The organism is Tolypothrix sp. FACHB-123 (assembly GCF_014697075.1).
Lineage (GTDB): Bacteria > Cyanobacteriota > Cyanobacteriia > Cyanobacteriales > Nostocaceae > Aulosira.
The window spans coordinates 20578-46336 of the sequence record NZ_JACJRE010000059.1; the positions used below are offsets into that span (position 1 = coordinate 20578).

18 protein-coding genes and 1 pseudogene are annotated in these 25759 nt (G+C 40.8%); 8 read left to right on the top strand and 11 right to left on the bottom strand.

Going from position 1 to position 25759, the window contains the following annotated elements:
* Window positions 1-24 precede the first annotated feature (24 nt).
* Window positions 25-6249 (top strand): tetratricopeptide repeat protein, encoded by a 6225-nt coding sequence (locus H6G41_RS27530; protein WP_242038073.1) that lies wholly within the window; start codon window positions 25-27, stop codon window positions 6247-6249.
* 509 nt (window positions 6250-6758) lie between these two features.
* On the opposite strand, the gene H6G41_RS27535 is transcribed toward H6G41_RS27530, so the two are convergent.
* Window positions 6759-7577, bottom strand: coding sequence for a carbonic anhydrase (locus H6G41_RS27535; protein ID WP_190750582.1), 819 nt, complete (start codon window positions 7575-7577; stop codon window positions 6759-6761).
* A 107-nt stretch (window positions 7578-7684) separates the two neighbouring features.
* Here H6G41_RS27535 and H6G41_RS34815 point away from each other — a divergent pair, with 107 nt between their 5' ends.
* Entirely contained in the window at window positions 7685-7882 is a 198-nt protein-coding gene (locus H6G41_RS34815; RefSeq protein WP_206756953.1) for a hypothetical protein, read from the top strand.
* 256 nt (window positions 7883-8138) lie between these two features.
* Here the strand turns inward: H6G41_RS34815 and H6G41_RS27540 are convergent, their stop codons facing one another.
* The 3 genes from H6G41_RS27540 to H6G41_RS27550 form a co-directional block, all read right to left on the bottom strand.
* Window positions 8139-8408, bottom strand: a complete 270-nt coding sequence (locus H6G41_RS27540; protein ID WP_190750584.1) for a Precorrin-3B methylase — start codon at window positions 8406-8408, stop codon at window positions 8139-8141.
* Between the two features lie 164 nt (window positions 8409-8572).
* Window positions 8573-9127, bottom strand: coding sequence for a GNAT family N-acetyltransferase (locus H6G41_RS27545; RefSeq protein ID WP_190750586.1), 555 nt, complete (start codon window positions 9125-9127; stop codon window positions 8573-8575).
* A gap of 195 nt (window positions 9128-9322) precedes the next feature.
* Complete coding sequence (locus tag H6G41_RS27550; protein WP_190750588.1) at window positions 9323-10243, bottom strand: helix-turn-helix domain-containing protein; 921 nt, start codon at window positions 10241-10243, stop codon at window positions 9323-9325.
* 139 nt (window positions 10244-10382) lie between these two features.
* On the opposite strand from H6G41_RS27550, the gene H6G41_RS27555 reads away from it, so the two are divergent.
* Complete coding sequence (locus tag H6G41_RS27555) at window positions 10383-10886, top strand: MAPEG family protein (protein ID WP_190750590.1); 504 nt, start codon at window positions 10383-10385, stop codon at window positions 10884-10886.
* A 33-nt stretch (window positions 10887-10919) separates the two neighbouring features.
* Window positions 10920-11630 (top strand): DUF4336 domain-containing protein, encoded by a 711-nt coding sequence (locus H6G41_RS27560; protein ID WP_190750592.1) that lies wholly within the window; start codon window positions 10920-10922, stop codon window positions 11628-11630.
* A 233-nt stretch (window positions 11631-11863) separates the two neighbouring features.
* On the opposite strand, the gene H6G41_RS27565 is transcribed toward H6G41_RS27560, so the two are convergent.
* Window positions 11864-12814 carry a glutathione S-transferase family protein gene (locus tag H6G41_RS27565; protein WP_190750594.1) on the bottom strand — a complete coding sequence of 317 codons (951 nt, stop codon included), beginning with the start codon at window positions 12812-12814 and terminating at the stop codon, window positions 11864-11866.
* A gap of 105 nt (window positions 12815-12919) precedes the next feature.
* Window positions 12920-14482 (bottom strand): calcium-binding protein, encoded by a 1563-nt coding sequence (locus tag H6G41_RS27570; protein ID WP_190750596.1) that lies wholly within the window; start codon window positions 14480-14482, stop codon window positions 12920-12922.
* A gap of 304 nt (window positions 14483-14786) precedes the next feature.
* Between H6G41_RS27570 and H6G41_RS27575 the strand changes: the two genes are divergently transcribed.
* The 4 genes from H6G41_RS27575 to H6G41_RS27590 all read left to right on the top strand — a co-directional run bounded on the left by H6G41_RS27575 (window position 14787) and on the right by H6G41_RS27590 (window position 21534).
* The gene (locus tag H6G41_RS27575) at window positions 14787-16244 is read left to right on the top strand and encodes an AAA-like domain-containing protein (RefSeq protein WP_190750598.1); all 1458 of its coding nucleotides are present in this window, start codon (window positions 14787-14789) and stop codon (window positions 16242-16244) included.
* A gap of 96 nt (window positions 16245-16340) precedes the next feature.
* Window positions 16341-18782 carry a CHASE2 domain-containing protein gene (locus H6G41_RS27580; RefSeq protein WP_190750600.1) on the top strand — a complete coding sequence of 814 codons (2442 nt, stop codon included), beginning with the start codon at window positions 16341-16343 and terminating at the stop codon, window positions 18780-18782.
* Between the two features lie 63 nt (window positions 18783-18845).
* On the top strand, window positions 18846-19706 hold the full coding sequence (locus tag H6G41_RS27585) for a DUF928 domain-containing protein (protein ID WP_190750603.1): 861 nt from the start codon (window positions 18846-18848) through the stop codon (window positions 19704-19706).
* Between the two features lie 283 nt (window positions 19707-19989).
* Window positions 19990-21534 carry a calcium-binding protein gene (locus H6G41_RS27590; protein WP_190750605.1) on the top strand — a complete coding sequence of 515 codons (1545 nt, stop codon included), beginning with the start codon at window positions 19990-19992 and terminating at the stop codon, window positions 21532-21534.
* Between the two features lie 575 nt (window positions 21535-22109).
* On the opposite strand, the gene H6G41_RS27595 is transcribed toward H6G41_RS27590, so the two are convergent.
* The 5 genes and pseudogenes from H6G41_RS27595 to H6G41_RS27615 all read right to left on the bottom strand — a co-directional run.
* On the bottom strand, window positions 22110-22790 hold the full coding sequence (locus H6G41_RS27595; protein WP_190750607.1) for a PAS domain-containing protein: 681 nt from the start codon (window positions 22788-22790) through the stop codon (window positions 22110-22112).
* The gene (locus H6G41_RS27600) at window positions 22762-23226 is read right to left on the bottom strand and encodes a hypothetical protein (RefSeq protein ID WP_190750609.1); all 465 of its coding nucleotides are present in this window, start codon (window positions 23224-23226) and stop codon (window positions 22762-22764) included. The genes H6G41_RS27595 and H6G41_RS27600 overlap by 29 nt, the downstream gene beginning before the upstream one ends.
* Before the next feature lie 428 nt (window positions 23227-23654).
* Entirely contained in the window at window positions 23655-24437 is a 783-nt protein-coding gene (gene egtC, locus H6G41_RS27605; RefSeq protein WP_190750611.1) for an ergothioneine biosynthesis protein EgtC, read from the bottom strand.
* Window positions 24438-24812: 375 nt separating this feature from the next.
* Window positions 24813-25208 carry a hypothetical protein gene (locus tag H6G41_RS27610; RefSeq protein ID WP_190750613.1) on the bottom strand — a complete coding sequence of 132 codons (396 nt, stop codon included), beginning with the start codon at window positions 25206-25208 and terminating at the stop codon, window positions 24813-24815.
* A gap of 40 nt (window positions 25209-25248) precedes the next feature.
* Window positions 25249-25650, bottom strand: a pseudogene (locus H6G41_RS27615) (alpha/beta fold hydrolase); the annotation flags it as partial.
* Window positions 25651-25759: the final 109 nt, after the last annotated feature.

Sequence of the window (25759 nt, forward strand, 5' to 3'; positions counted from 1 at the left end):
TTGGTAGGCAATGCCCAATGCCCCATGCCCAATGCCCCATACCCCATGACAAATGACCAAATAAACCACGATCGCTCTTTGCAACAACTAGCTTGGGCTATACAAGCTTCTGTAGGGCAGTTTAAGCTGATTTTGGCAAAGTGTAATTATGTGCAACAGCGCGATCGCTTAATTGCCAAATTACAAGAAATTTCTTCTGTCCAGATTAGCGTTTTAACTCTCAAACCATCCCAAAGGACGCTTTACACCGCCATTCGCGAGGAATTTGGGGATAATGTCGAAGCTTTAACGATTGTGGGGTTAGATAAATTGCACGACTTACCCCAAATGTTGATTGCGGCGAATCAGGTGCGAGAAGAATTTCGCAAAAGTTTTCCTTTCCCGATTGTGATGTGGATTAACGATGAAATTCACAAACAATTAATGCAAATTGCGCCAGATTTAGAGAGTTGGACAACTACGAAAAATTTTGCGATCGCTGTTGATGATTTAACTCAGTTTCTCCAAAATACAGCAGCGCAATTATTTGCTAATGTTTTAAATATAAATTTACAAAATATCACAGAAATTCAATCTGCTTGGCAAGAATTACAAAATCAGGGACAAGATTTAGCACCAGAGTTAAAAGCTAACTGTGATTTTGTCTTGGGATTGGTTGAATATATTCATAAAAATCTTGATGGGGCGATTGAGTATTACCATCAAAGTTTAGATTATTGGCAGACTGTTAATAATTATGAATATCAAGGAAAAATACTCGCGCAAATTACTATTTGCTATTACGAAAAAGCGAGAGCAGACGAAAGAAATCGCCCGATAAATCGCCCGCAGGCTAGAAGCCTGGGGCTATCGGAACAAAGCCTGCCTTCGCAGGCTCAAAATATTAAAGCGGATGATGGGGAAAATCGCCCGCAGGCTAGAAGCCTGGGGCTAAAAGAACAAAGCCTGCCTTCGCAGGCTGGAGATATTGAGGCTGCGAAGGCAGCCTTCGTTGATGTAGCCGCACCCTTTAGGGTGTCGGCGGTTAATCGGGAGACAATTACCAATTATCTCCAACAAGCTATAACTGCATTTCAAACCGCCCAATGCCCGGATTTAATTGCCAATTCCCTTGAGCAATTCGGGATTATCCTCAGCTATTTAGAAGATTGGCAACAACTCAAAACCCTAGCCCAACAAGCTTTAACTGTCCATGAAGCGGAGAATAATCCTTTAAAAATATCCCAGGATTATGGTTTTTTAGCAGAAACAGAATTAGCACAAAATAACTGGCAACAAGCACAAGAATTTGCACAAACAGCATTAAAATTTATCGCCGCCACTCATCAGCTAGTACGGCCCGAATTATCCCAGTTAAATATCATTGCTCACCGCCAGAAATTATTATTAATAATCGCCCAAGCCCAAGAAAATTTAGCACAACAGCCAGCAGCGATTAATTATTTAGAACAAGCTAGAGAATTAAGTATCGCAGACAACGATCCCCAGATTTATTTGATTATTCTTGATAAATTAAAAAGTTTATATTTTCAACAAAAACAATATATCCAAGCATTTGATGCCAAACTAGAAGCACGTTCCATTGAGCAGCAATTTGGTTTGCGGGCGTTTATTGGTGCAGGGAGATTACAAGCCACAAAACAGTTAGATACCCAAGTTTTAACAGCAGTACCAGGAGATAATCAAGGTAATATTGCTCCAGAAATCGCCGCATCTGGTCGTCAATTGGATGTAGAACGGTTAATAGAACGTATTGGTCGCCCAGATTATAAATTAATCGTTATTCATGGGCAATCGGGTGTGGGTAAAAGTTCCTTAGTTAATGCGGGATTAGTCCCAGCTTTGAAACAAAAAGCCATTGGCGTGCAAGATAATTTAGTTGTTTGCACTCGCGTATATACCAATTGGGTAGAAGAGTTGGGGCGCGTGTTGCTGGGAGAGAGGCAGGGGGCAGGGGGCAGGGAGCAGGGGGAGTTAAGAAGTGACAATTCTGCTTTTTTACTGGACAATTCGAGTTCTGAAGGCAACAATTCGAGCTTTTTACTCGACAATTCGAGTTCCGAACACAATAATCCGAGCTTTTTACTCGACAGTTCGAGTTCTGAAGGCAACAATTCGAGCTTTTTACTCGACAATTCGAGTTCTGAAGGCAACAATTCGAGCTTTTTACTCGACAGTTCGAGTTCCGAACACAATAATCCGAGCTTTTTACTCGACAATCCTAGTTCCGAACATAATAATCCGAGCTTTTTACTCGACAATCCTAGTTCCGAACACGATAATCCGAGTTCCGAAGGCGAAAATTCCACCTTTTCACCCGACAATCCAAGTTCCAAACCAAACAATCCAACCTCACAACCGCCCCTTGTCCCCCCACCCCCTGCCCCCTGCCCCTCACCCCTCGCCCTTCTCACTCAATTGCGAGAAAATGAACAACGCAACCTGCGAACTGTAATAATTTTTGACCAATTTGAAGAATTTTTCTTCGTTTACCCAGAACCAAAGCAAAGACGGCAGTTTTTTGAGTTCCTAGGAGAATGTCTTAACATCCTCTCTGTCAAAGTGATTTTGTCACTGCGGATAGATTACTTGCATTATTTACTAGAATGCAATCGCCTTGAGAGTCTGAAGATTATTGGCAATGATATTCTCAGCAATAATGTGCTTTATGAGTTGGGGAATTTTTCGCCCAGTGATACTAAGTCAATTATTCAGCGCTTAACCCAGAATACTAGCTTTTATTTAGAACCTGAGTTAATTGACCAACTAGTTCAAGATTTAGCCGGGGAACTGGGAGAAGTGCGCCCAATTGAGTTGCAGGTGGTAGGGGCGCAACTGCAAACTGAGAATATTACAACTTTGGCGAAGTACCAAGAATTAGGGGGTAACGCTAAAGAAGAATTGGTGAAGCGTTACTTAGCAGAAGTGGTTAATGACTGCGGTGCAGAAAATCAGCAAGCGGCGGAATTGTTGCTGTATTTGCTGACTGATGAAAAAGGAACTCGCCCCCTGAAGACTCGCGTTGAAATAGAAAGGGATTTGCAGCCATATTTCTCGTTTAGTGAGGATCAGCTTGAGGAGATCCCCCCAACCCCCCTTAAAAAGGGGGGCTATATTTCTTCTGCGATCCTGAAGCGGGGCAATAATATGATCGCTCCTTCTACCCCCTTATTAAGGGGGTCAACCCAGGCGGGGGGATCGAATTATCAAGTTTTAAACGCCAGTCGATTAAATTTAATATTAGAGATTTTTGTTAAATCTGGCTTAGTAGTTTTATTACCAGAAAAACCAGCAGACCGTTATCAATTGGTGCATGATTATTTAGCCGCCTTTATCCGTCAGCAACAAGAACCGAAGTTAAAGCAGGTGATGGCGGAACTGGAAGCAGAAAGAAAACAAAGAAAAATTAGTGAAGCCAAACTTAATAGCTTTCTCAAACGCGCCTTGATGGGTTCAGTTGCAGCCGGATTGGTATTGGCTGGGTTAGCAGTTACCGCCTGGGATGCAGCGCGTAGGGCAGAAGAGCAAAGAAAACAAGCAGATGTTAGTGAAATTAACGCCCTGACAAATTCTAGTGAAGCGTTTTTTCTTTCAGAGCAAAACTTTGATGCCCTCATAGAAGGCTTAAAGGCAGGAGGAAACCTAAAAGATGCCGAATTGGCAACCCCAAGCACCCGAAGACAGACAATTGCCGCGTTAAGACAGGCGGTGTACTTACAACCAGACGAAAATAAATTTAGAGAACTTAACAGGTTAGAAGAGCATAGCAGTGGTGTTTCTAGTGTACATTTCAGTCCCGACGACAAGACCATTGCTACTGCAAGTTATGACAGCACAGTCAAACTCTGGGACATCTCTGGCAAACTACTCAAAACTCTCCAGGGACATAGCGGTTATGTCTTAAGTGTGAGTTTTAGTACCGACGGCAAAACCATTGCCACAGCAAGTGCTGACAGCACAATCAAACTCTGGAATATCTCTGGCAAACTACTCAAAACTCTCAAGGGGCATAGCAGTTATGTCTTAAGTGTAAGTTTTAGTCCCGACGGCAAAACCATTGCCACAGCAAGTGCTGACAACACAGTCAAACTCTGGGACATCTCTGGCAAATTACTCAAAACTTTCAAGGGGCATAGCAGTAATGTCTTTAGTTTGAGTTTCAGTCCCGACGGTAAAACCATTGCCTCTGCAAGTGCTGACAACACAGTCAAACTCTGGGACATATCTGGCAAACTACTCAAAACTTTCAAGGGGCATAGCGATTGGGTCAGGGGTGTGAGTTTCAGTGCCGACGGCAAGACCATTGCTACTGCAAGTGATGACCGCACAGTCAAACTCTGGGACATCTCTGGCAAACTACTCAATACTCTCAAGGGGCATAGCAGTAATGTCTTTAGTGTGATTTTCAGTCCCAACGGCAAGACTATTGCCACTGCAAGTGCTGACAGTACAGTCAAACTCTGGGATATCTCTGGCAAACTACTCAAAACTCTCAAGGGGCATAACAGTTATGTCTTGGGTCTGAGTTTCAGTGCCGACGGCAAAACCATTGCCTCTGCAAGTTATGACAGCACAGTTAAACTCTGGGACATCTCCGGCAAACTACTCAAAATACTCAAGGGGCATAGCCGTGGTGTCAATAGTGTGAGTTTCAATCCCGACGGTAAAACCATTGCCACAGCCAGTGATGACACAACAGTCAAACTCTGGAACATCTCTGGCAAACTACTCAATACTCTCAAAGGCCATAGCGGTTCTGTTTTGGGTGTGAGTTTTAGTGCCGATGGTAAAACCATTGCCTCTGCCAGTCATGACAGGACAGTCAAACTCTGGGACATCTCCGGCAAACTACTCAAAACTTTCAAGGGGCATAGCCGTGGTGTCAATAGTGTGAGTTTCAGTGCCGACGGCAAAACCATTGCCTCTGCAAGTTATGACAGCACAGTCAAACTCTGGGACATCTCCGGCAAACTACTCAAAACTCTCAAGGGGCATAGCGGTTCTGTCTGGGGTGTAAGTTTCAGTGCCGACGGCAAGACCATTGCCACAGCAAGTGATGACAGCACAGTCAAGCTCTGGGATATCTCTGGCAAACTACTCAAAACTCTCAAGGGGCATAGCAGTGGTGTCTCTAGTTTGAGCTTCAGTGCCGACGGCAAAACCATTGCCTCTGCCAGTCATGACAGCACAGTCAAACTCTGGGACATCTCTGGCAAACTACTCAAAACTCTCAAGGGGCATAGCGATTGGGTCAGGGGTGTGAGTTTTAGTTCCGACGGCAAGACCATTGCCTCCGTCAGTTCTGACCGCACAATCAAACTCTGGGACATCTCTGGCAAACCACCCAAAACTCTCAAGGGGCATAGGGATGCTGTCAGGGGTGTGAGTTTTAGTCCCGATGGCAAAACCATTGCCTCTGCCAGTCAAGACAGCACAGTAATTTTATGGGATTTTGATTTAGATAATTTATTAGCCAGTGGTTGTCAACGGCTGAATAATTACCTAGCTATCCATCCAGATGTACTGCAAAACCTTAAAGCCTGCCAAACTCCAGCTATTAAAAAAGCAGCAGCACCAGCATTAGTTACCCAAGGTGAAGAATTAGCCCGGAATCAAGATATTAATCTTGCTATTGCCAAGTTCCGCCAAGCATTAGAATGGAATCCCAGCTTAAAATTTGACCCCCAAGCAAGAGCAAAACAATTGGCAAATGCTTCAGTCTTAGTGGAAAAAGGTGAGAGCCTAGTACAAGCAGGCAATCTTGACGGTGCAATTGCTAATTTTCAGCAAGCATTACAACTAGACTCCAGTTTAGACTTTAAACCAAAGACAAAAGTAGCTTCTATTTTAGTTGAGCAAGGAGCAAGCCTGATCAGAGAAGATAAGTTTAAGGAAGCATTAGCAGCTTATACCAAAGCTCAACAGTTAGATCCAAAAGTCGAAATCTCTGCTGATGATTGGGATAAATTATGCCGCAAAGGTAGTTTGCAAAAACAAGCAGCAGATGTGATGTTTGCTTGTAACCAAGCCGTGAAGCTTGCGCCAAGCCACGGCGATATTCGCGATCGCCGTGGCTTGGCGCGCGCTTTAACAGGCGACTATCAAGGCGCAATTGCTGACTTTGAAGCCTACATCGCCTGGACTGACGATAAAGATATCAAAACACAAAGGCAAAGCTGGGTTAAAGACCTCAAGGCTGGGAAGAATCCTATTACAGATGACATGCTGAAAAAATTGCAGGATTCGTAGTTCAAAAATGCGATCGCTTTTCCAGCTTAATTCAAAAAGTGCGATCGCTTTTTCACTACACCAATTTTCAAATGCGATCGCCATGAAAATGAATGCATTGATTGTGTAGCAACTTCAGGGTTCCCATTTCCGTGTTTTGCATACCCTGAATCAACTTCAGGGTTCTTGCAATGACTGTCAAGGTTAATGTTTAAGTGTTTTCCTCAGACATTAAAAAATGTAGCGACTGCAAAACAATCTCTACAGATTATAGGGTTGCATGAGTATAAGTAAGTCGGCGGGAAAATTTATAAGTATGTAACGAAAGGTTAACTAGACCGATTGGAGTTAAATTTAACACGTTGTGTACTGTAGTTGCCTCTTTCTCCTCTAGCTTGAACCTTTCCAAAGTGGGAATGATATTAAAAAAATGTGATAATTAATACAAACAAAATTCTACAGTGAATTATTAGTCAATAGGCGTACACATCAATAGTATGTTTCTCAAAGTTTATTTTGTTACTACATTTTTACTTGATTTTTGAGCCTCGATAAATTCGCTCCACTTGCTCTGGAGAAAGTTCTGTCATGGGAAAACGTTCAGATTCTGAATTAGAGATTTCCTGGGGTAATTGCAAAACCTGTGGTTGAATTTTATGTAAATGTACATCCTCATTATTAGTTACATTTGAATTCAGTAAATGCTCATCTATTACTGATGGAGAAAGCTGAGTTTGAGGCAAGACATAGGCATGTTTGTAGGGATCGTATGCCAAAATTTCTCCTGTCTCAATTTGATAAATCCAAGCATAAATATGGAGTTGTCCTTGATGGAGTTTAGAACGAATTACTGGATAAGTTCTGAGATTTTCGATTTGGGTGAGTACATTCTCAGCAATAATAATTTCTAAAAGTTCTTCCCCTTCGTATTGGCTGTAGTTGTCTTTTACTAATCTTCGAGTTGCTTCTGCGTACTTGAGCCATTCATATACAAGGGGCATTTCTACCCGCAAGCTGTCTAACTTCATTAACCCTTTCATAGCACCACAGTGTGAGTGACCACAGACAATAATTTGTTGAATATCTAATGCTTGAATCGCATATTCGATTGTTGCTCCTTCACCACCATTAGTAGCACCAAATGGTGGAATAATATTACCTGCATTACGAATCACAAACAATTCACCTAACCCAGCTTGGGTTATTAAGTTGGGATCGATACGTGAATCTGAGCAAGTAATAAATAGTACTCTAGGCTTTTGACCGTGCGAAAGTTGTTCAAACAATTCTTCATGTGCTTGAACGTAGCTACTTTTAAATTGGCGCAAACCTCGAATCAATTTTTTCATATGAATGCCTAATTAATCAGTAATCCTGGAAATTTCAGGAAAAATTCTTTACTTGAAAACTACTAGATACTATTAACCAAAATTTTTAACTAAATTGAGTTAGCAATATGTCTAACATATTGATGCAATTATTCGGCTTTGCCATCACACCACAGATTGAGTCAATGGGTGAATTTATTATTGTATTGTTGAAGCAATCTCACCAAGCTACTCTCTGTGGTTGCATTTTTCAGATTAAATTATTTTCGGTTAGTCAAAAAAGCTACCCACCAACAGAGTCATCATTCCCGGTTCACTGTTGTTAAAGCCGTAAAACGAAAATTTTCTTCCGCCAAAATCAAAATATCCAAAGCGATTTCCTTTTATCTATTAAGCCAGAGCTTTCTTGGATTGAGACTTTTTAGGATGGTATTGCGAGGATAAACATGACAGGTAAATGGTTGCAAAATATTGGTTTTGATATTTCTAATATTCCGATTATTGACTACTACTTTGAAGGTAGGAAATGGGGTTATATTCGCTCTCCAATACCATAAAATATTAGCGATCGCTCTGGTGGCTCTATTTTGATTTTCGTCTTGCTGACTTGGGTGGTGTTCGATGTGCGCCAAAATATTTCTCACTGCGATAGCGCAGCCATACCCGCAACACTTGTGGTATCTGCTGTTTTTCTTCTTTTGTTAATGTGTTGTAAAGTGCCAATGCGCGATCGCGCTCACCTCGACAAGCAGCGTTATTATGAGCATCCCAATAGCTGCGGGCTACTCGAATCCGACGGCAAACTTCTTTAATCAACGCTTCCCCAGTGAGTGGAGTTTCCTGCTGTGCCATAGTTTTATATGGGATAAATTCTCATTCTATCAACAAAATTTATACCAATTCAATATAAAAATGTATATAATCTAGTCTGAATTCACAGAGAATTGGTATGAGATTGCTATTAACAATTGTAGCTAAAACTCATCTCACAATTCATTTATTGAACAATTTCTTACCTACATATTCAATGCCATAATAGCCATGTCTTGGTTGTATTTTGGATGATTAACTATTGCTATACGTTTAAAACCATATCTTTGATATAAACTCTCTAATGCTGGATTAGCCATTACACAGTCTAAATATATTTGTGTAATCTGATGCTGAATAGCAGTTTTAATGATTTGGGGTATGACTTTTCTGCCAATCAGGCTAGTTTGTTGTAAATTAGTACATAAACTTTTAACCAGCCACATCTTATCATCTTTAGTTAATGATGCAGGATAATAGTCAGGCAGTAATTTACTAACTGTAAAAGTACATAGTAAAATTCCAGATTCATTTCTAACTATATAAGTCTCTCCTTGATTAATATGGTGAAATATTTTGCCTAAATCGTAATCTTTATCCCATTGTTTAATACCTTTATTTTTATAATATTCAACAGCAAATACAAATATCTGACATATTTCAGAAAAATCAGAAAATGTTGCTCGAACTGCGAATTCTCTAAAAGGATTTGCAGAATTCGGTTTTGTGATGAAACTTTCGCGATCGCTGAAGATTTTCATGCGACTGTTATAAAATCAGAGTTTTCCCAACTAGGGCTAAGGGACTTCCAAGTAAAAAAATATTCCATTGCTATTGTTCACTGTTGATGGTTGACTGTTAACTGTGAACCGTCAACTGTCAACAGTCAACGTTTAACGGAATAATTTATTTTTTGGAGTTCCCTTACTTTAAGTTTTCCCTTGGTGGTGGATGATCTAACAGCCTGGAGATGTTGAAACACCAGTTATTTCTTGCTGATAACGCTTGGGAGTTATATGCAGCATTCGTTGAAATACAGATGTCATGTGACTCTGGTTACCAAATCCGGCTTCCGCTGCGACTTGTACTAGTGAAAGCTGCTGATTGCGTAACAGTTGTTGAGCAAATTCTAATCGACACCGCAGCACATATTGATAAGGTGACATTCCAGTTGTGACTTTAAAGGCGCGTGCAAAATGATAAGGACTAAATCCAATTATGGCGGCAATTTCGTTTAGCTTAAGTTCTTGAGATAGATGCGCTCTAATATATTCGAGAACAACTTTGAGCAAGTTGGGATCTAAAAATTCTGGGGGACGTTTGAATCGCCCTGATAGGTTGGAACGTCGGTAAACGATCTGTGCCAAAACAGATGTGGCGACTGATTCTAAGTAAAATGCACCGCCAATTTGTCCATTATCAAAAAATTCTTGAATGGCGATCGCTGCACTCAAACCCCAATGAGTTTTGAGAATTTGTCCCGGCTGTAATTCAATTGTCTGTCCTTCGGCTTCAACTTTGACTATGCGCTCAAGAAAAGACTGGGAATATCCAAACACCAGGAAATTTGCAGCATCTTCCACTGAACTATAAGTAGTACCATTGGGCACAATATCAAAACCTCCTGGTAGTGCTTGGTAAGGTTGCAGGCGATCGCTATTAAAAGCAGCAATTCCCTGAGCCTCTCCAAAACTCGTAACCACAAGGTTTAGGGGTGAACGAATATTCACTTCTAAATGTCCCGGCGGAATCATGGCTACCATCATCTCTGGTGTTTCTAGCCAATGTCCCCACTGAGGTAGGGTTTCTAGGGGCGGGCGATCTAGGGGAATTTTGCATTCTGGGGGATTGAACACAAACTCTTTGAGCAAATTCATGGGTACAGACAAGCAAGCTGGAAATATTTAACCCTTATTGTCTCAAAAGCAGATTTTGATATTTCGCAAGAATTGAAAAGACAGCCACAATTGCAGCCAAGTATTTTCAAAATAAAGATTTTGCAAGCAGTAATTGTCAATGCTGGTTTTAATTCCTATTTCCACCTTTTTTATTGGCTCTCATGGGCTACTTGCTTTAGGTTTATCCTATCGAGTCGCAATTGAACGCACCCGTACTCGGATTTGGCATGGTGCATCGCCAGCAGAGGTAGCCTCGCAACCCAATTATCTCAAGCATCCTAATGCTTGGGCACAGTTTGTTGAAAAAATTACACAACAATCTATTATCACGAATAATACGGAAGATGGAGTATTACAGCGTACCATCCGAGCGCATGGTAACTTTACAGAATACGTACCTCTTGGTCTGATGTTCCTAATTGCCCTAGAGTTGATGCAGGCTGACAAAGGGCTGTTGTGGATGCTAGGTACTGTATTAATCATTGCTCGGATTGCTCACGCCTGGGGATTAATACAGACTTATGGCCCGTCACCTGGTAGAGCGATCGGTTTTTTTGGAACGTGGCTAGTTTATATAGTGGGTAGTTTGGCTTGTTTTTACTACAGCGTGCAGCAATTTTAATCATCCAGAGGCGATTTTTACTCAAAAATTATCATGATCAGAGCAATTGATACTGACCTTTGGGTTGCGGAACAACCCCTAAAATATTTTGGCTTGGAAGTAGGAACGAGGATGACTATAATTCGTCTGAGTGGCAATCAATTAATGGTGATTTCTCCGATTAAGATGGATAACGCAAATATCAACTATCTCAATCAATTAGGTGAAGTAATTTATATTATTGTTCCTAACTTATATCATCATTTATTTGTAGCCGAATTCCAGCATTATTATCCCCATGCAAAATTATGGGCAGTCTCTGGATTGGAACGCAAACGACCAGATTTACAAATTGACAAAATTATTAGCAATAATAGCATTAATCGCATTGATGGAGTTGAGTATATATTAGTAGCAGGATTCAATACCTTTGACTTGCAAGGATATTCAGCACTGAATGAATGTGTATTTTTTCATGCTAAAAGCCAGACTTTGATTGTCACGGATATAGTATTTCATTTTGATGAAAAATCTCCGCCAAAGACTAAGTTATTAGCTAAAATGTTAGGCGCTTACAACCAACTTCGTCCATCATTATTAGAGAAATTTGCAACCACAGATAAAACTAAAGTTAAAGGTTCAATGCAACAGGTTTTTAGTTGGAATTTTGAACGAATAATTATGGCACATGGCAGCATAATTGAGCAACATGGTAAATCTCAATTAAAAGCAGGTTATGAGTGGTTTTTAGAAGTAAATTTGTAACCATAGATAATTTTTAAAATGAATATGTAGATAAAAAATGCCAATATCTATTATCAGATTTTAGTTTGATTATTGATAAAGTTAGATGATTAATTACTGAGCCAAAATATGTAGCTTTACCAATTATATTATTTTGTAAAAGTTAAGTAAGTGGGTGGGAAAAAATATAATTAATCCTTATGGTGCGTTGCGCTAGATAACAACGCACCTAAAATTTAAATAATTACTTGTAACTACGCTTTAGCGAAGCGATCGCGATCGTGCTGTTCCTCAAAATTGACGATTGGCCCCTTGGGTACAATACGATTGGGATTAATATCGGTCATACTCATAAAATACGCACCTTTGGTATAGTCGAGATTGCAAGTCGCTTTGAACTCAGGACGCTGATATAGATTCTTGAGATAATTCCAGAGGTTTGGATAGTCAATAATTCGCCGCAAATTACACTTAAAGAGAAGGTAATAGACTGAATCGAAGCGATACAGGGTTGTAAATAGACAAATATCAGCTTCGGTGAGGCGATCGCCACATAAATAGCGTTGCTTACTGAGAATAATTTCCCAGCGATCCAAATTCTCGAAGAGTTCAGTTACAGCATTTTCATAAACTGTTTGCTCCTGCGCAAAACCAGCACGATATACACCAGCATTGATGGGTAGAATTGCATCAATGGTTTGATCAATTTGCTGTTGCAGATCCCTTGGGTATAAGTCGATTTTCTGCGTTGCGAAAGCAGCAAAATCTACGTCAAACATGCGCATGATTTCGCGAGATTCGTTGTTGACAATGGTTTGAGTTTGCCGATCCCACAACACCGGGACTGTAACTCTTCCCGTATATCTGGGATGAGCTTTGAGATAAATCTCTTGCAAATATCGAGCATGATTTACCGAGTCTGGTGTTTGGGAAAACATCCACCCGCGATCGCTCATAATCATATCAGCATTAGCAACTGAGATAACATTATGCAATCCTTTAAGTTCTCGCATAATTAAGGTGCGATGCGCCCAAGGACAAGCTAAAGAAACATAGAGGTGATAGCGTCCTGGTTCGGCTTTAAACCCGCTAGATCCATCTGCACTCACGCGATCGCGGAATGTTGTGGGGATATCATGTAAATCTTGGTTGCCTTCTTCCCCATAAATTATCCATTTACCTGCAACCATCATTCCAGATGCCATTATTTTCTCCTAATTGTGATAGCTGTAGGGGCACGGCACCAGTAAAATTATCGTATGTACCAAAAGATTGTCGGTGCCGTGCCCCTACTTTGTTGACTGCAAAGATCAGGTAATAAATGTAATCCCTGGAGTTGTCGCCGTTAAATTCACATCCTCAGCCACAGCAATTACATCACCGAAAGCAGGCGCACCATAGAAAATGACTGTATCTAAAGTAGATGAGTTATTAGTTAAAGTACCAGTTGTAAACTTTTGCTGCACAAACGTGTAATCGCTAGCTACACCGCGCAGAATTAGTTTTTCGCCATCGATGACAGAGAAGTCTGTGATAATTGCATGACCGGCTTGTTTATAGGAATCATTAATAGAGAAGGTATCAACAGATTGAACTCCGTTTAATGCAGAACCGCCAGATAAGGTATCTATCTCTCCGGTATTAAAGCCACCGCTACCAAGCAGGGTATCATTACCCACACCACCAGACAAGCGGTCATTGCCAAAATGGCCATCTAAGCGATCGTTACCTGCACCACCATCGAGATTATCATTGCCTAATCCACCGGATAGCATATCGTTACCGCTACCGCCTATGAGAACATCATTGCCATCGCGACCATTAAGAATAACATCTTGCTTGGCGCGATTAGCATCAAGTCGATTGCCGCTATTTCCTCCGTGAATTTCCACGGTTTCAATGCCTTCTAGGGTATCAGTACCTGTGGCTGAGTCATCTAGGTTTGTACCTATGGCAAACTTACCACCTTTGAGTTGGCTTTTACTTGGCTCATTAACAAATGAGAACAGCTCAAAGTTATTATCACCATCTATGAATAGATAATCATCTCCTGCACCGCCAATGTAGCGATCGTCACCTGCTCCATCAAAAGCACTATCGACAAAAGTATCTCTACCTGTTCCACCTTGAACTAAGTCATTTCCCGCGCCACCTTCTAAATTATTATTGTCATTCCCGCCTATGAGAGTGTCATTACCATCGTTACCGCGTAGGAAATTAAATCCTGCACCACCGACGATGCTGTCGTTACCGCTACCACCGTAAATCTGGTCAAGACCGCGACTACCAATAATGGTATCGTTACCTTCATTACCAAATAAAAATGTTCGGTCTGTCAACAAAGCTTGAGAGGCGTTAATTACATCGTTACCAGAAGTACCAGTTAACCTAACTCTCTCAATCTCAGAAAATTGATGGGCTAAATTACCCACAAATAGCTGATTACTAGTCAAGAAATAATTAGTTGCTCCGGTGACACGCAACTCATCACTACCAGCACCGCCAATTAAGGTATCGCCAACATCACCTATACCGGGAGATTGTCCGTTTTGGGCGATGAGAATATCGTTACCAGCACCACCATTGACAAGATTGTTTCCAGTTCCACCAGAAAGGGTATCGTTATCATCGCCACCGTTGAGAGTGTCGTTACCCGCGCCACCATCAAGGGTGTCTCTGTTGAATCCGCCATCAAGGGAATCGTTACCCAATCCCCCTAATAAAGAATCATTGCCAAAATTGCCAATAAGAGTGTCGTTACCTCCACCACCATTAACAGTATCGTTACCAGCTAAAGCGTCAATTATATCGTTAGCTGCATCAGCAACAATTTTATCGTCGGCTGGGGTAATACTTCCACTAATAATCGCCATAATGTTTTATTTCCTTGAGTTTGCTTAAAATATGTCTCTAACTTTTTTGGAGTTTGGATATTATTAGATTGGCTCTGGCTCAATAAAAGGTAAATGTGGATAATTTAAGGAGTTTGATTATCGAAGATTAAAGACTAAAAAATATTAAGTAAGGTTAATTAACAATATTTAAGGAGACTCATCTGTGGAAAAATAGGTAACGTCTGGATTTCAGCTATTTAAATATGGTTGAGGAAAAAATCTGGAAAGTTAAAAATTCGAGTTGTAGCTAAATAAGCAAATAGTTGTAATTCATCCCTGAGCAATGGACTTTGAAACAGCATTCAAAATTTTAGATGCAGCGGTTGTTGCCCAGACTAAAAGACATCTCAAAGATATTGAAGTGGCAATACTTCGTAGTTCTTGGCAAGGGAAGAAATATGATGAGATTGCCCAAACTCATGGCTACACAACCGAGTACCTACAACATGACGTAGGCCCTAAGCTATGGCAGATGTTGTCAGAAGCATTTGGCGAGAAGGTCAGTAAAAAGAATTTTCAAACAGCAGTGGAGCGACAAAGACTTTTACGCAATGGGGCAGTAACAAAGCAGTTAGAGATAGTTACACAATCTGATATAATGTTATCTTCACAGTTAACAGTGGAGAAACCGACATCAAATTATTTAGATTCTCCCAGCAATGCACCAGAATTAATAGCTGTAAGTAGCAATGCAGAAACCCAATTAAATCCAGAGCTAGAATTTCCAGCAGGGCAAGTACCTTTAGCTTCTAAATTTTATATTGAACGCCCTCCTATTGAAGAACGTTGTTATCAAGAAATTTTCCAACCAGGGGCTTTAGTTCGCATCAAAGCACCGGGACAGATGGGCAAAACTTCCCTGATGGCGAGGATGTTAGATGAAGCGAGAAAGCACGGCTATCAAACAGTATCTTTAAGCTTTCATTTAGCAGATAAAGCAGTTTTTACCAACTTAGATATATTTTTACGCTGGTTTTGTGAAAGCGTGGGACGGAAATTAAAGCGATTGCAGCAATTAGATGATTATTGGAGTATTTATGGCAGTAAAGATAAAGCCACCGCTTATTTTGAAGAATGTTTGTTAGAAGAAATTGATAGCCCCTTAGTTATTAGTTTAGATGGTGTCGATCGCATTTTTCCCCATCGCGACATAGCCGAAGACTTTTTTAGCTTGTTACGCGCTTGGTATGAGTATGCTAAATATGGCGATCGCAGTAGCGAACTCTGGCAAAAACTCCGCTTAGTTTTGGTACATTCTAAGGAAGTATATATCCCCTTAAATATCAATCAATCGCCGTTTAACGTCGGCTTGAGCGTGGAATTACCAGAATTTACTCCTGAACAGGTAAAAATTTTAGTTGAGCGGCATCAGAGGCTAAATTGGACGGATGCCCAAGTGACAAAACTGATGGAAATGGTAGGCGGACATCCTTATTTAGTCAGGCTAGCCCTTTATCACCTGCAACAGCAAGACATTACCCTGGAACAATTGTTACAAACAGCCCCAACAGAAGCAGGAATTTATAGCGATCATTTGCGATCGCATTTATGCAATCTTGAACCCCATCCCAATTTAGCCACAGCCTTTAACCAAGTTGTTAACAGTTCGTTACCAATGGAACTAGATTCAGAATCAGCCTTTAAATTGCATAGTATGGGTTTGGTAGTATATTCTCATGAAAATAAAGTCATACCAAGTTGCGACTTGTACCGCCAGTATTTTCAGAATCGACTCAGTTAGTTAGGGGCAGAGTAGGCAGGGGTGCAGGGAGAAGGAGAAGGGGGACAAGGAGGACAAGGGGGATATAAAATACCAATGCCCAATGCCCTATGCCCTATGCCCAATCCAGAAAACTCAGCTTATAAATATCAAGTTGGTGGGAGTTTACAAATTGATGCTCCCAGTTATGTGCAGCGCCAAGCGGATCGGGATTTTTATGCAGCGCTGAAGGCTGGGGAATTTTGTTATGTGTTTAATTCGCGCCAGATGGGTAAGTCTAGTCTGCGCGTGCAAACAATGCGCAAGTTGCAAGCAGAAGGTGTGGCTTGTGGTGTGATAGATATTACAGCTATCGGCAGTCAGGATATTACTCAATCTGAGTGGTATTTAGGGGTGTTGCGGCGACTGGCGCGGAGTTTTATTCCGAAATTTAAAGTATTAAATTGGTGGAGCGATCGCACTGGACTTTCACCAATAGAGTGCTTAAGTGAATTTATCGAGTCGGTGCTGTTGGTGGAAGTTGCGCAAAATATTGTGATTTTTGTAGACGAAATCGATAGCATTCTCCAAATCAGCTTTAAAGATGATTTTTTAGCTTTGATTCGCGCTTGTTATAACAAACGCGCCGATCATCCTGCTTACCAACGCCTGACTTTTGCTTTGTTAGGGGTAACTACCCCCTACGATTTAATTCAAGATAAACACCGCACACCTTTTAATATTGGACGCGCAATTGAACTCAACGGTTTTCAATTTTCGGAAGCACAACCATTAGTTAAGGGATTAGCGGGTAAATTTGCTAGTCCTGAGAGGATTTTACAAGAAATTTTAGCTTGGACTGGCGGTCAACCTTTTTTGACGCAAAAGCTGTGTCAATTAGCGATTGCATCTCCTGGGATGATTCCCCTAGATAATGAAGCAGATTATGTTGCGAAACTGGTGCGATCGCAAATCATTAACAACTGGGAATCTCAAGATGAACCGCAGCATTTAAGAACAATTCGCGATCGCTTAGTTTATCGCCGCAGTGATGGTAATGATAGCTGGAAAAATCAACAGCACATTTATAAGTTACTCAAACTTTATCAGCAAATTTTACACAGAGGACAAATCACAGCCAATAACAGCCCTGAGCAAATGGAATTACGCCTATCAGGATTGGTAGTCAAGCAGCAGAGTTGTTTAAGGATTTATAACCGGATTTATGCTGCTGTTTTTAATGAAAATTGGCTAAATAAAGCTTTATTTAGCTTAAAACCAGACGATAAACCGCTGCAAACTTTATCCAGCAAGCGCCAATTGCAAACTGTGTTAATTTTACCTGCGATTGTCACCGCTTTAGTATTAGGCGTGCGCCATCTAGGATTATTACAGGGTGCGGAGTTAAAAGCTTTCGATCAAATAATGCGCTTGCGTCCTCAAGAACAAGTAGATTCTCGGCTGTTAGTCATAGCGATCGCAGAAAATGATTTTAAGCTACCAGAACAGCAAGACAGAAAAGGCTCCCTAGGCGATCGCGCAATGGCTTTATTGGTGGAAAAACTCGAAAAATTGCAACCACGCGCCATTGGTTTAGATATTTACCGAGATTTCCCTGTTGATTCCCAAGAAGCACCTTTAGGTGATTGGATACGGCGCAGTGATAAATTTTTTACGATTTGTCGAGCGAGTGAACCGGAGATTAACGAACCAGGTATTGCAGCACCGCCGGAAACTCCTGTAAAACGTCAAGGCTTTAGCGATTTTACCCAAGACACAGATAGTATCCTCCGCCGCCAGTTAATTGTAATACAACCTAGCAAATCATCCCCTTGTACTACACCCTACAGTATTAGTATGCAATTGGTATTTCGTTATTTAAAAGCTGAGGGTATCTCTGCAAATTACACCAAAAATCAGGAATTGCAGATTGGTAAAGTGATATTTAAACGTTTGCGATCGCGCATGGGTGGGTATCAGCAATTAGATGATAAAGGCTATCAAATCTTACTAAATTACCGTTCCTCTGGTTCTCCCTTAAAAGCGATAGAGCAAATTACCCTGAAAGATGCGCTTCAAGGTGCGATCGCTCCCCATAAAGTCAAAAATCGCATCATCCTTATCGGTATTACTGCTCAAAGTGCTGGTGATTATTTCCCCACACCTTACACCACACAGCAAAAGCAAGAAATTCCTGGTGTAATTATTCATGCACAAATGGCGAGTCAAATTCTCAGTGCAGTCTTAGATGGGCGAACTCTATTAGGGGTTTGGCCGATTTGGGGCGAAATTTTATGGATTTTTTCCTGGTCTATTTTAGGCGCAATTATCGCGTTGCGTATTCGTAATTACCTAGTTTTAGGATTAGCCGGAATTGTTGTAATTGTCGTTATTTCAGCAATCAGCATGATTATGTTATTAAAAGGGATTTGGATACCGCTAATTCCTGCTGCCCTAAATTTGGTATTGACAGGCACTAGCGTATTAGTAGTAATGCTTAAATTAGCCCAATACGAAGACAGAAATAATTGCGCAAACATATCTCCTGATGGTGATTATTTAAAAGAAAACATAGATTAATTCTGACTTAATTAAGAATCTTGACAAATCAGCGATTCACGAGAAAATCACACAAATCTTGCCATGAAAATCTCTCTTAAGAATCAACCGTCAACACTTCGACAAGCTCCCTTCGACAAGCTCAGGACATCGCAGTGCGCCGCCGTCAACCGTCAACAGTCAACCGTCAACGCTCTTTACAAAACAGGTAAAATAGCTTGTGCGATCGCTTTATTATCACTTTGCTGCACCCTAGTACCAACAAAACCGGTAAAATCGCAAATCCCCCCAACAGAAATATTTAACGCACCCCCACCACCACCAGGACTTGGCGCACCCGGTAATCGCACAGCCGGCGGAAAACGCGGTTGCTCAGTGATGACAGAACAGCTTGCTACAGGCGAAGAAAAGCAGCTTACAGCTTTAGTTCCGGTTTATGGTTCTGCAAATCCACAAGTAGTCTTTGGATTAACAACTCTTTCCCATCCCACCTTCTGGTTTTACGTTCCATATGTAACCACAGCTAATGCAGAGTTCAGTTTACAGAATGAAGCTGGAGAAACTGTATACAAAAAACCAGTGTCACTATCAGGAAAACCAGGAATTATTAAGCTGTCTGTGCCATCAACAGATTACTCCCTAGAAATTGGCAAGCGTTATCACTGGTATTTAGATATTTACTGCGATCCTAAACAACCACCTGTTTATGTTGATGGTTGGATCAAAAGAGTAGAACTCAACGCATCTGCGAAAAATCAGTTAAATAAAGCAACACTCAAGCAACGCGCCGCTATTTATGGTACTAACGGTATTTGGTTCGATTACCTGAATGCTTCAGCAGAACTTCACCGCCAAGAACCCAAACAAAATAATTGGGCGAAAATCTTACAATCCGTCGGCTTAAATAACATTACTTCAGAACCGCTAATAGATTGTTGTAATTGAATGGGCATAGGGCATGGGGCATGGGGCATTGATGATCTTTTTCTGTTATCTCCCTTGTCCCCTTTCTTTAGATCCTTACCTTTCCTTACCTAACCTTACCTCAGATTTTTACCACCAAAATTTAGCAAAAAAACTCCTTAAATTATCCACATTTATCTTTTTGAAGATATAGGAGATTCTAAATAATAACAACTGCGCAAAGAACGCTTGGTATCAAGTAATCAACTCAACTTTGTGCAACAAACACATTAATTACAACATTACATTCTATTGAGAAACTTTTATGGCTACTAAAAACGGTACTATTTACAACGACAACGGCACTACTCAAAACGGAACATTCTACCCTGTTCTCACTGGCACTGATGGTGACGATAAAATCTCTGGATTGGCAGGTAACGATATTCTAGATGGTGGCGCTGGTAACGACAGCCTCTATGGTGATGCAGGTAAAGACACATTGCTCGGCGGTGACGGTAACGATTATTTATCCGGTGGCGATGGTAACGATACCATAGTCGGTAATCGCGGTGCAGACAGATTCCTTGGTGGTGCAGGTAACGACTTGCTAATTTGGAACAACGGCGACGGTTCCGATAGAATCAGCGGCGAAACAGGCTATGACACAGTTCAAGTCAATGGTGCAGGCGTTGGTGATAACTTCCGCTTACAACGCAATGACCAAGGACAAGCCGTTTTTGACCGCCTCAACTTGGTACCATTCACTTTAACCGTAGACTCAGCAGAGAAATTCCAAATTAACGGTTTAGGTGGCGATGACATCTTAGATGTCAATAGCCTTGCCGGCACTGGTGTGAATTTAGTAGAGTTCACAGGTGGTGCAGGTAATGATTGGCTTGATGGTAGTGGTACAGAGACAGCTTTGCGCGGTTATGGTAATGATGGTCATGACACCCTGACTGGTGGTTCTGCTCATGATACTCTCTACGGCGATAAGGGGAATGACCTATTACGCGGCGGTGACGGTAACGACAACCTCTACGGTGGTGATGGTAACGATACCATAGTCGGCAATCGTGGTGCAGACAGATTCCTTGGTGGTGCAGGTAACGACTTGCTAATTTGGAACAACGGCGACGGTTCCGATAGAATCAGCGGCGAAACAGGCTATGACACAGTTCAAGTCAATGGTGCAGGCGTTGGTGATAACTTCCGCTTACAACGCAATGACCAAGGACAAGCCGTTTTTGACCGCCTCAACTTGGTACCATTCACTTTAACCGTAGACTCAGCAGAGAAATTCCAAATTAACGGTTTAGGTGGCGATGACATCTTAGATGTCAATAGCCTTGCCGGCACTGGTGTGAATTTAGTAGAGTTCACAGGTGCTGCAGGTAATGATTGGCTTGATGGTAGCGGTACACAAACAGCTTTGCGCGGTTATGGCAATGATGGTCATGACACCCTAACTGGTGGTTCTGGCAACGACAGCCTCTACGGTGATGCTGGTAATGACTGGTTACGTGGTGGTGCAGGCAAAGATACCCTCTCTGGTGGTACTGGCAACGATTATATTGTAGGTGGTTACGGTGCTGATGTACTGTTTGGTGGTAGTGGTGCTGATAAATTCGTCTTCAACTACGTAGCTGAAGGCATTGATATCATCAAAGATTTCCAGAAAAACTGGTCGCAACCAAACTTATCAGACAAAATTGAGATCAGCAAAATTGGATTTGGTGCTAGTTCCCTTTCCCAGTTCCACTATGACAGTTCTTCTGGTGGGTTATCCTTCCAAGGTACTCAGTTCGCTATTCTCGAGAACAAGCCAACTGGCTTCTCAACTAATACTGACATTGTATTGGTGTAGAAATCTGTTGTATTTAGGATGAATATGTAAGACTGATACAAGGGCGTACAGCTAACTGTATGCCCTTAATTTTTAAGCTTTAAACAAGGCAAGTTTGAAATCAATCACGTTCGTCTATTTATTATGGAAACAAGCTATTTGTAGCGGAATACAATACTAATCTAAATCGCTCAAACCTGGATTCAAGGCATTTATAAACCAGGATTAAATGCAACTATAAAAGTCAAAACAACGATTTATTGAAACTTCCCTGTTTCAAACATATCTTACCCCTGAAGGGGATTGAAATAAGTAGCAGAATCGGCTTTAGCGATCGCACTCTTGTAACTCTGATATGTTTGGCAGTTTACACAAAATTTTCCCCGCAAAGGGATTAAAACAAGCTACTTCCTTACAGATCAAAAAGCAAACTTAACTCTAACTCTCTTTCCTTCTACCATCTGGACACTGAGCGCAGCGATGCACTGAGACTCACTCGAAGTGTCGAAGTGTGCCATCTGTCTTCATGAAAAAATCTCCTTAAAAAAGGAAGCACCTGATAACTGTGGAGTTCTGGAAGGAATTAAATAGTTAAATTAAGCAGATTCAAACACGCCTGGTGGAATTGGTACCAGTTGCGGAGACGACAAACAAGTTCCTTGGCGATACCAAATTCCTTCAGCCTCAAAGGTTTCAAATTGAGTGGTCAAAATTGCCCACGCTTGTTCATTGAGTCCGGCTGAATAAGTCCAAGTAAATTCCTGATGACGGTGTAAGCGCTTTTCCAATTCATGTAAATCTTCTGGTAGCCAGAATTGTGTCATTACCCTTTGAGTTGCAACCTCTGGAGGAGTTTGCAGCATCTCAATCATCGGCTGATTTACAATGATTTGTTTACGAGTATCTTGTCTGACAATGCTGACAGGAAGTTCATTATCCGCAGCAGCCACCATCCGATATAACAACTCATCAGGAAGATGCAGTTGGCTACAAAATACTTTACCTCCATTCTGTAATATACGTTCGGCAGTTTCGGAAGCTGCGGGTGGTTGCTGGCTAGCCATCCATGCGAAAAACTCGATAGGTTGCTTACAGCCACGCCATTTAATCCGTACTTTTCCGTTAATTTTTAACGCAGTCTCACTGAGGGCATCCCCGTAGTTTTGAGCTAGTTGTGTAGCATCGCGTTTAGTTGGAGCCAAAATGGATAATCCTTCATAGGACATTTTATAGTTCCAACCTGGTAAGTTAAGGATTTTCAGAATACTCACACTCATCTGTTTTGACACCTTCAGAAACTCTATATACTTTTACACCCCTAGGATCTGGATACACGGACGGTTTATACGTTCCTTGCCAAATCTTCATCCTTTCTTGTTCTGGAATACCTAAAACCGAAGTGATGATTGCAAAATCTCCTGGTGTAGGTAGCACTTCTCCTTCAGCTAATGCTTGTAAGTTCTTAATGCCACAACTTTTCAGTTTGATTATGTTCAGTCTGACTAAATCGGCAATTGTTTCTGGTGCTTGTTTGGGTGTATTTTTACCACCAGAACCTGTAGTTTTGCCAATCCAATCCTGAATCATCTCTTCTACCGCATCGCCTTGAGATATTCCCAAGCGCGCACAGATGCTTTTGAATTCTAAAGCTAGTTCCAGTGGGATATAACCACTAACCTGCTTGTAATTTTCAGAACGCCTTCGGTCAGTCATATCTTCATGCTTTTTAAGATACTTTTCATTCTCTCCTAGTCACTCGTAAAAACAAGACATTTTTTTGTGTCTTTTTTAAATGACAAGTAAAGAATTCAAGAAGTATTTTTTTACCGAAGTAATACTAAGTCAGTTTTAATACAAAGAAATGCTGATTAATTCTCCTGTATCAAAAGCTAGTAACTAGATAAGACGCAATATTTATCACTATGTAATAAAAATCTCACCATATACACTGGATTTAAATTTTACTCTTGGCTTACTGTGATTTGTTTTTTTCACTTTTTTGCTTGTGCTATGACAATTAAGCCAAAATAAGTAGCCGTCCTGAATTGCTTACACCAGAACGGATGAAAAAACTTTCTTCTCAGTCAACCGTCAACTGTCAACGCTATTGAGGATTTGAGCATGATACGCCTACAGTATTGTTACCAAAGGCTAATTTTTGGCACTAATGACTCGGCTTCAACCCATAAAGTACTTTGTTCGGCAAAAGCTACCCAGTTATTGCTGGATAAAGGTTCCGAGGCGATAGTCAGGCTTTGGTTATTCACACTGTCACAAGACCAGTAAAGAGTCGGTGCTTCTGTATTATAAGCATAGCGAATTGCCGCAACTGCTTGACCATCAGTAACAATGATATTGGTGCTCAAGGTGGTATCGTATTTTTGTGCTAAATCAGTTAATTCTTGTACCGTTTCCTGTAAGGCTGACAAAAGATGACTCTCTGGAGATGACTGCAATATATCTACCAATAGAGCGAAGATATGTTCAGAATCAGTCATACCTTTAATTAAATGGTATGTGGAATCAGAAAGGCGATCGCGTATTGGTCTATAGAGTGTCTGTTTAAAGTTGGCAATTTCGCCATTGTGAACAAACAACAGCTTTCCACTACGAAATGGTTGACAGTTACTAATGTCAAGTGATTCGCCTATTCCCGCTAGTCGGGCATAGCCCAAAGTACAATTAGACTGTACATATTGGCTTAATTCTTCTAGATTTGGATCGTTCCACAATGGGATAGTGTTACGGTAAATAAATGACTTTCTTGCTTCATCGTACCAGCCAACACCAACACCGTCTGCACACACTACACCGGACTTTAATTCCAAAGGTTGATAACTTTGTTGATAAAGAGAATGTTCTTGTTGATACAATAATTCATGCAAGCGAATGTTGTCACCAAGATAGCCAATTAATCTACACATACAACACAGAATTAATGCACGACTAATAAAATTTAGTTAGCAGCTTTTATCTCAATGATTTTTGATTATCAGCTTTGTTAACTATTATTAAGTTAGCAGTTAATTTATATATTGTGTAAGCTTTAAGTATGACTAAAGTCATAAATATAGGATTTATATTGAATTTTTGAAATATGGGTAGGGGAGCCACTAAGTTAGACGAATTCTCTAGCGATCGCCCAGGTGACATTGGGAAATTACCACAGAAAATCATATAAGGTGAGAATTGCCCACCCTATATATAAAGATATTTTTTCTTTACTTGTTGTTGAATATTGCTACTATTTACAGATACCCATTTAACGAAACATGGTATATATTTATCAGAATTATTCATCAGAACTTAGAAACAGTTACCTTAATGCCAGAGTCTAGAGGCGGTACTTTTAAATATTCAATTGGTTCAGAAAGTTGAGCAGTTGTTCTAGTTGATGGCTGTTGACAAGGCGTAAATAAAATATTTGGATTTTTGAGAATCTCAAAGGGATTAAGATTGTTACATCCTTTATTCTGCTCTAGGGTAATTGAATTGGCAGTTGTGGGAAAATTATTATCTTGGTTGATACTATAACCCCATTTACCAAGTAATGTTACTGGTTTAGTAGCTAAAACCGCAGACCTATCGCCTGGAGTGCTTGCAGTAGTCGGAGCATTTTTTTGGTTAGCATAGGCACTCTGGCTGATAGTAAGCGCACCAATGATAATAGCTAAGGTGAGGGGAACAGATTTCATAAATGCTAGGTTTAGCTTCTAATGTATTTCTGTTGTATTACTACATCAAAGGCTTCCTAGTTTTCGGAAGATCAGAGAGAAACCTCAGCATTGCTGAAGTTACAGTTTCTGGTGTCTCAATCAAGAAACCATGTCCACCACGTTCCAGAACAATCAGTTCGGCGTTGGGTATACCTTGGGCTAATTGCTCAGAAAATTTTACTGGGGTGAGAATATCTTGTTTCCCTACTAAAATTAGGGTTGGACAGCGAATATCTTTGAGGCGTTGGCTAGTATCGCCGCCCAAGATAGCGCGGCTTTGATGATAGAGTCCATGAGGAGTGAGAGAAAATGGGTAGTTAATTGCCAGATTGACGATCGCATTAATCATCCCTGGAATTGAGTAGAATTCATCAGTAAATATCCAAGGTAATATCACCTGCTGGTAAAATTTAAGGTCGAGGGTGTAGGTAGGGGAAACGCATCTTATTTCCTAATAAAAACTAAGAGAGATTTCAAAATGACATTGATAATTGTAAAAATTCCGGCAATGATAAATAAAACAAATAAAA

Excerpts from the sequence above, each read along its gene's own strand:
- H6G41_RS27595 (WP_190750607.1), bottom strand. The coding sequence starts at position 22,790 with ATGAGTGTGAGTATTCTGAAAATCCTTAACTTACCAGGTTGGAACTAT.
- H6G41_RS27565 (WP_190750594.1), bottom strand. The coding sequence starts at position 12,814 with ATGGCATCTGGAATGATGGTTGCAGGTAAATGGATAATTTATGGGGAA.
- egtC (WP_190750611.1), bottom strand. The coding sequence starts at position 24,437 with ATGTGTAGATTAATTGGCTATCTTGGTGACAACATTCGCTTGCATGAA.
- H6G41_RS27590 (WP_190750605.1), top strand. The coding sequence starts at position 19,990 with ATGGCTACTAAAAACGGTACTATTTACAACGACAACGGCACTACTCAA.
- H6G41_RS27610 (WP_190750613.1), bottom strand. The coding sequence starts at position 25,208 with ATGAAATCTGTTCCCCTCACCTTAGCTATTATCATTGGTGCGCTTACT.
- H6G41_RS27530 (WP_242038073.1), top strand. The coding sequence starts at position 25 with ATGCCCAATGCCCCATACCCCATGACAAATGACCAAATAAACCACGAT.
- H6G41_RS27555 (WP_190750590.1), top strand. The coding sequence starts at position 10,383 with ATGCTGGTTTTAATTCCTATTTCCACCTTTTTTATTGGCTCTCATGGG.
- H6G41_RS27575 (WP_190750598.1), top strand. The coding sequence starts at position 14,787 with ATGGACTTTGAAACAGCATTCAAAATTTTAGATGCAGCGGTTGTTGCC.
- H6G41_RS27550 (WP_190750588.1), bottom strand. The coding sequence starts at position 10,243 with ATGAATTTGCTCAAAGAGTTTGTGTTCAATCCCCCAGAATGCAAAATT.
- H6G41_RS27535 (WP_190750582.1), bottom strand. The coding sequence starts at position 7,577 with ATGAAAAAATTGATTCGAGGTTTGCGCCAATTTAAAAGTAGCTACGTT.
- H6G41_RS27560 (WP_190750592.1), top strand. The coding sequence starts at position 10,920 with ATGATCAGAGCAATTGATACTGACCTTTGGGTTGCGGAACAACCCCTA.
- H6G41_RS27545 (WP_190750586.1), bottom strand. The coding sequence starts at position 9,127 with ATGAAAATCTTCAGCGATCGCGAAAGTTTCATCACAAAACCGAATTCT.
- H6G41_RS27600 (WP_190750609.1), bottom strand. The coding sequence starts at position 23,226 with ATGACTGACCGAAGGCGTTCTGAAAATTACAAGCAGGTTAGTGGTTAT.
- H6G41_RS27570 (WP_190750596.1), bottom strand. The coding sequence starts at position 14,482 with ATGGCGATTATTAGTGGAAGTATTACCCCAGCCGACGATAAAATTGTT.
- H6G41_RS27580 (WP_190750600.1), top strand. The coding sequence starts at position 16,341 with ATGCCCAATCCAGAAAACTCAGCTTATAAATATCAAGTTGGTGGGAGT.
- H6G41_RS34815 (WP_206756953.1), top strand. The coding sequence starts at position 7,685 with ATGTCTAACATATTGATGCAATTATTCGGCTTTGCCATCACACCACAG.
- H6G41_RS27585 (WP_190750603.1), top strand. The coding sequence starts at position 18,846 with ATGAAAATCTCTCTTAAGAATCAACCGTCAACACTTCGACAAGCTCCC.
- H6G41_RS27540 (WP_190750584.1), bottom strand. The coding sequence starts at position 8,408 with ATGGCACAGCAGGAAACTCCACTCACTGGGGAAGCGTTGATTAAAGAA.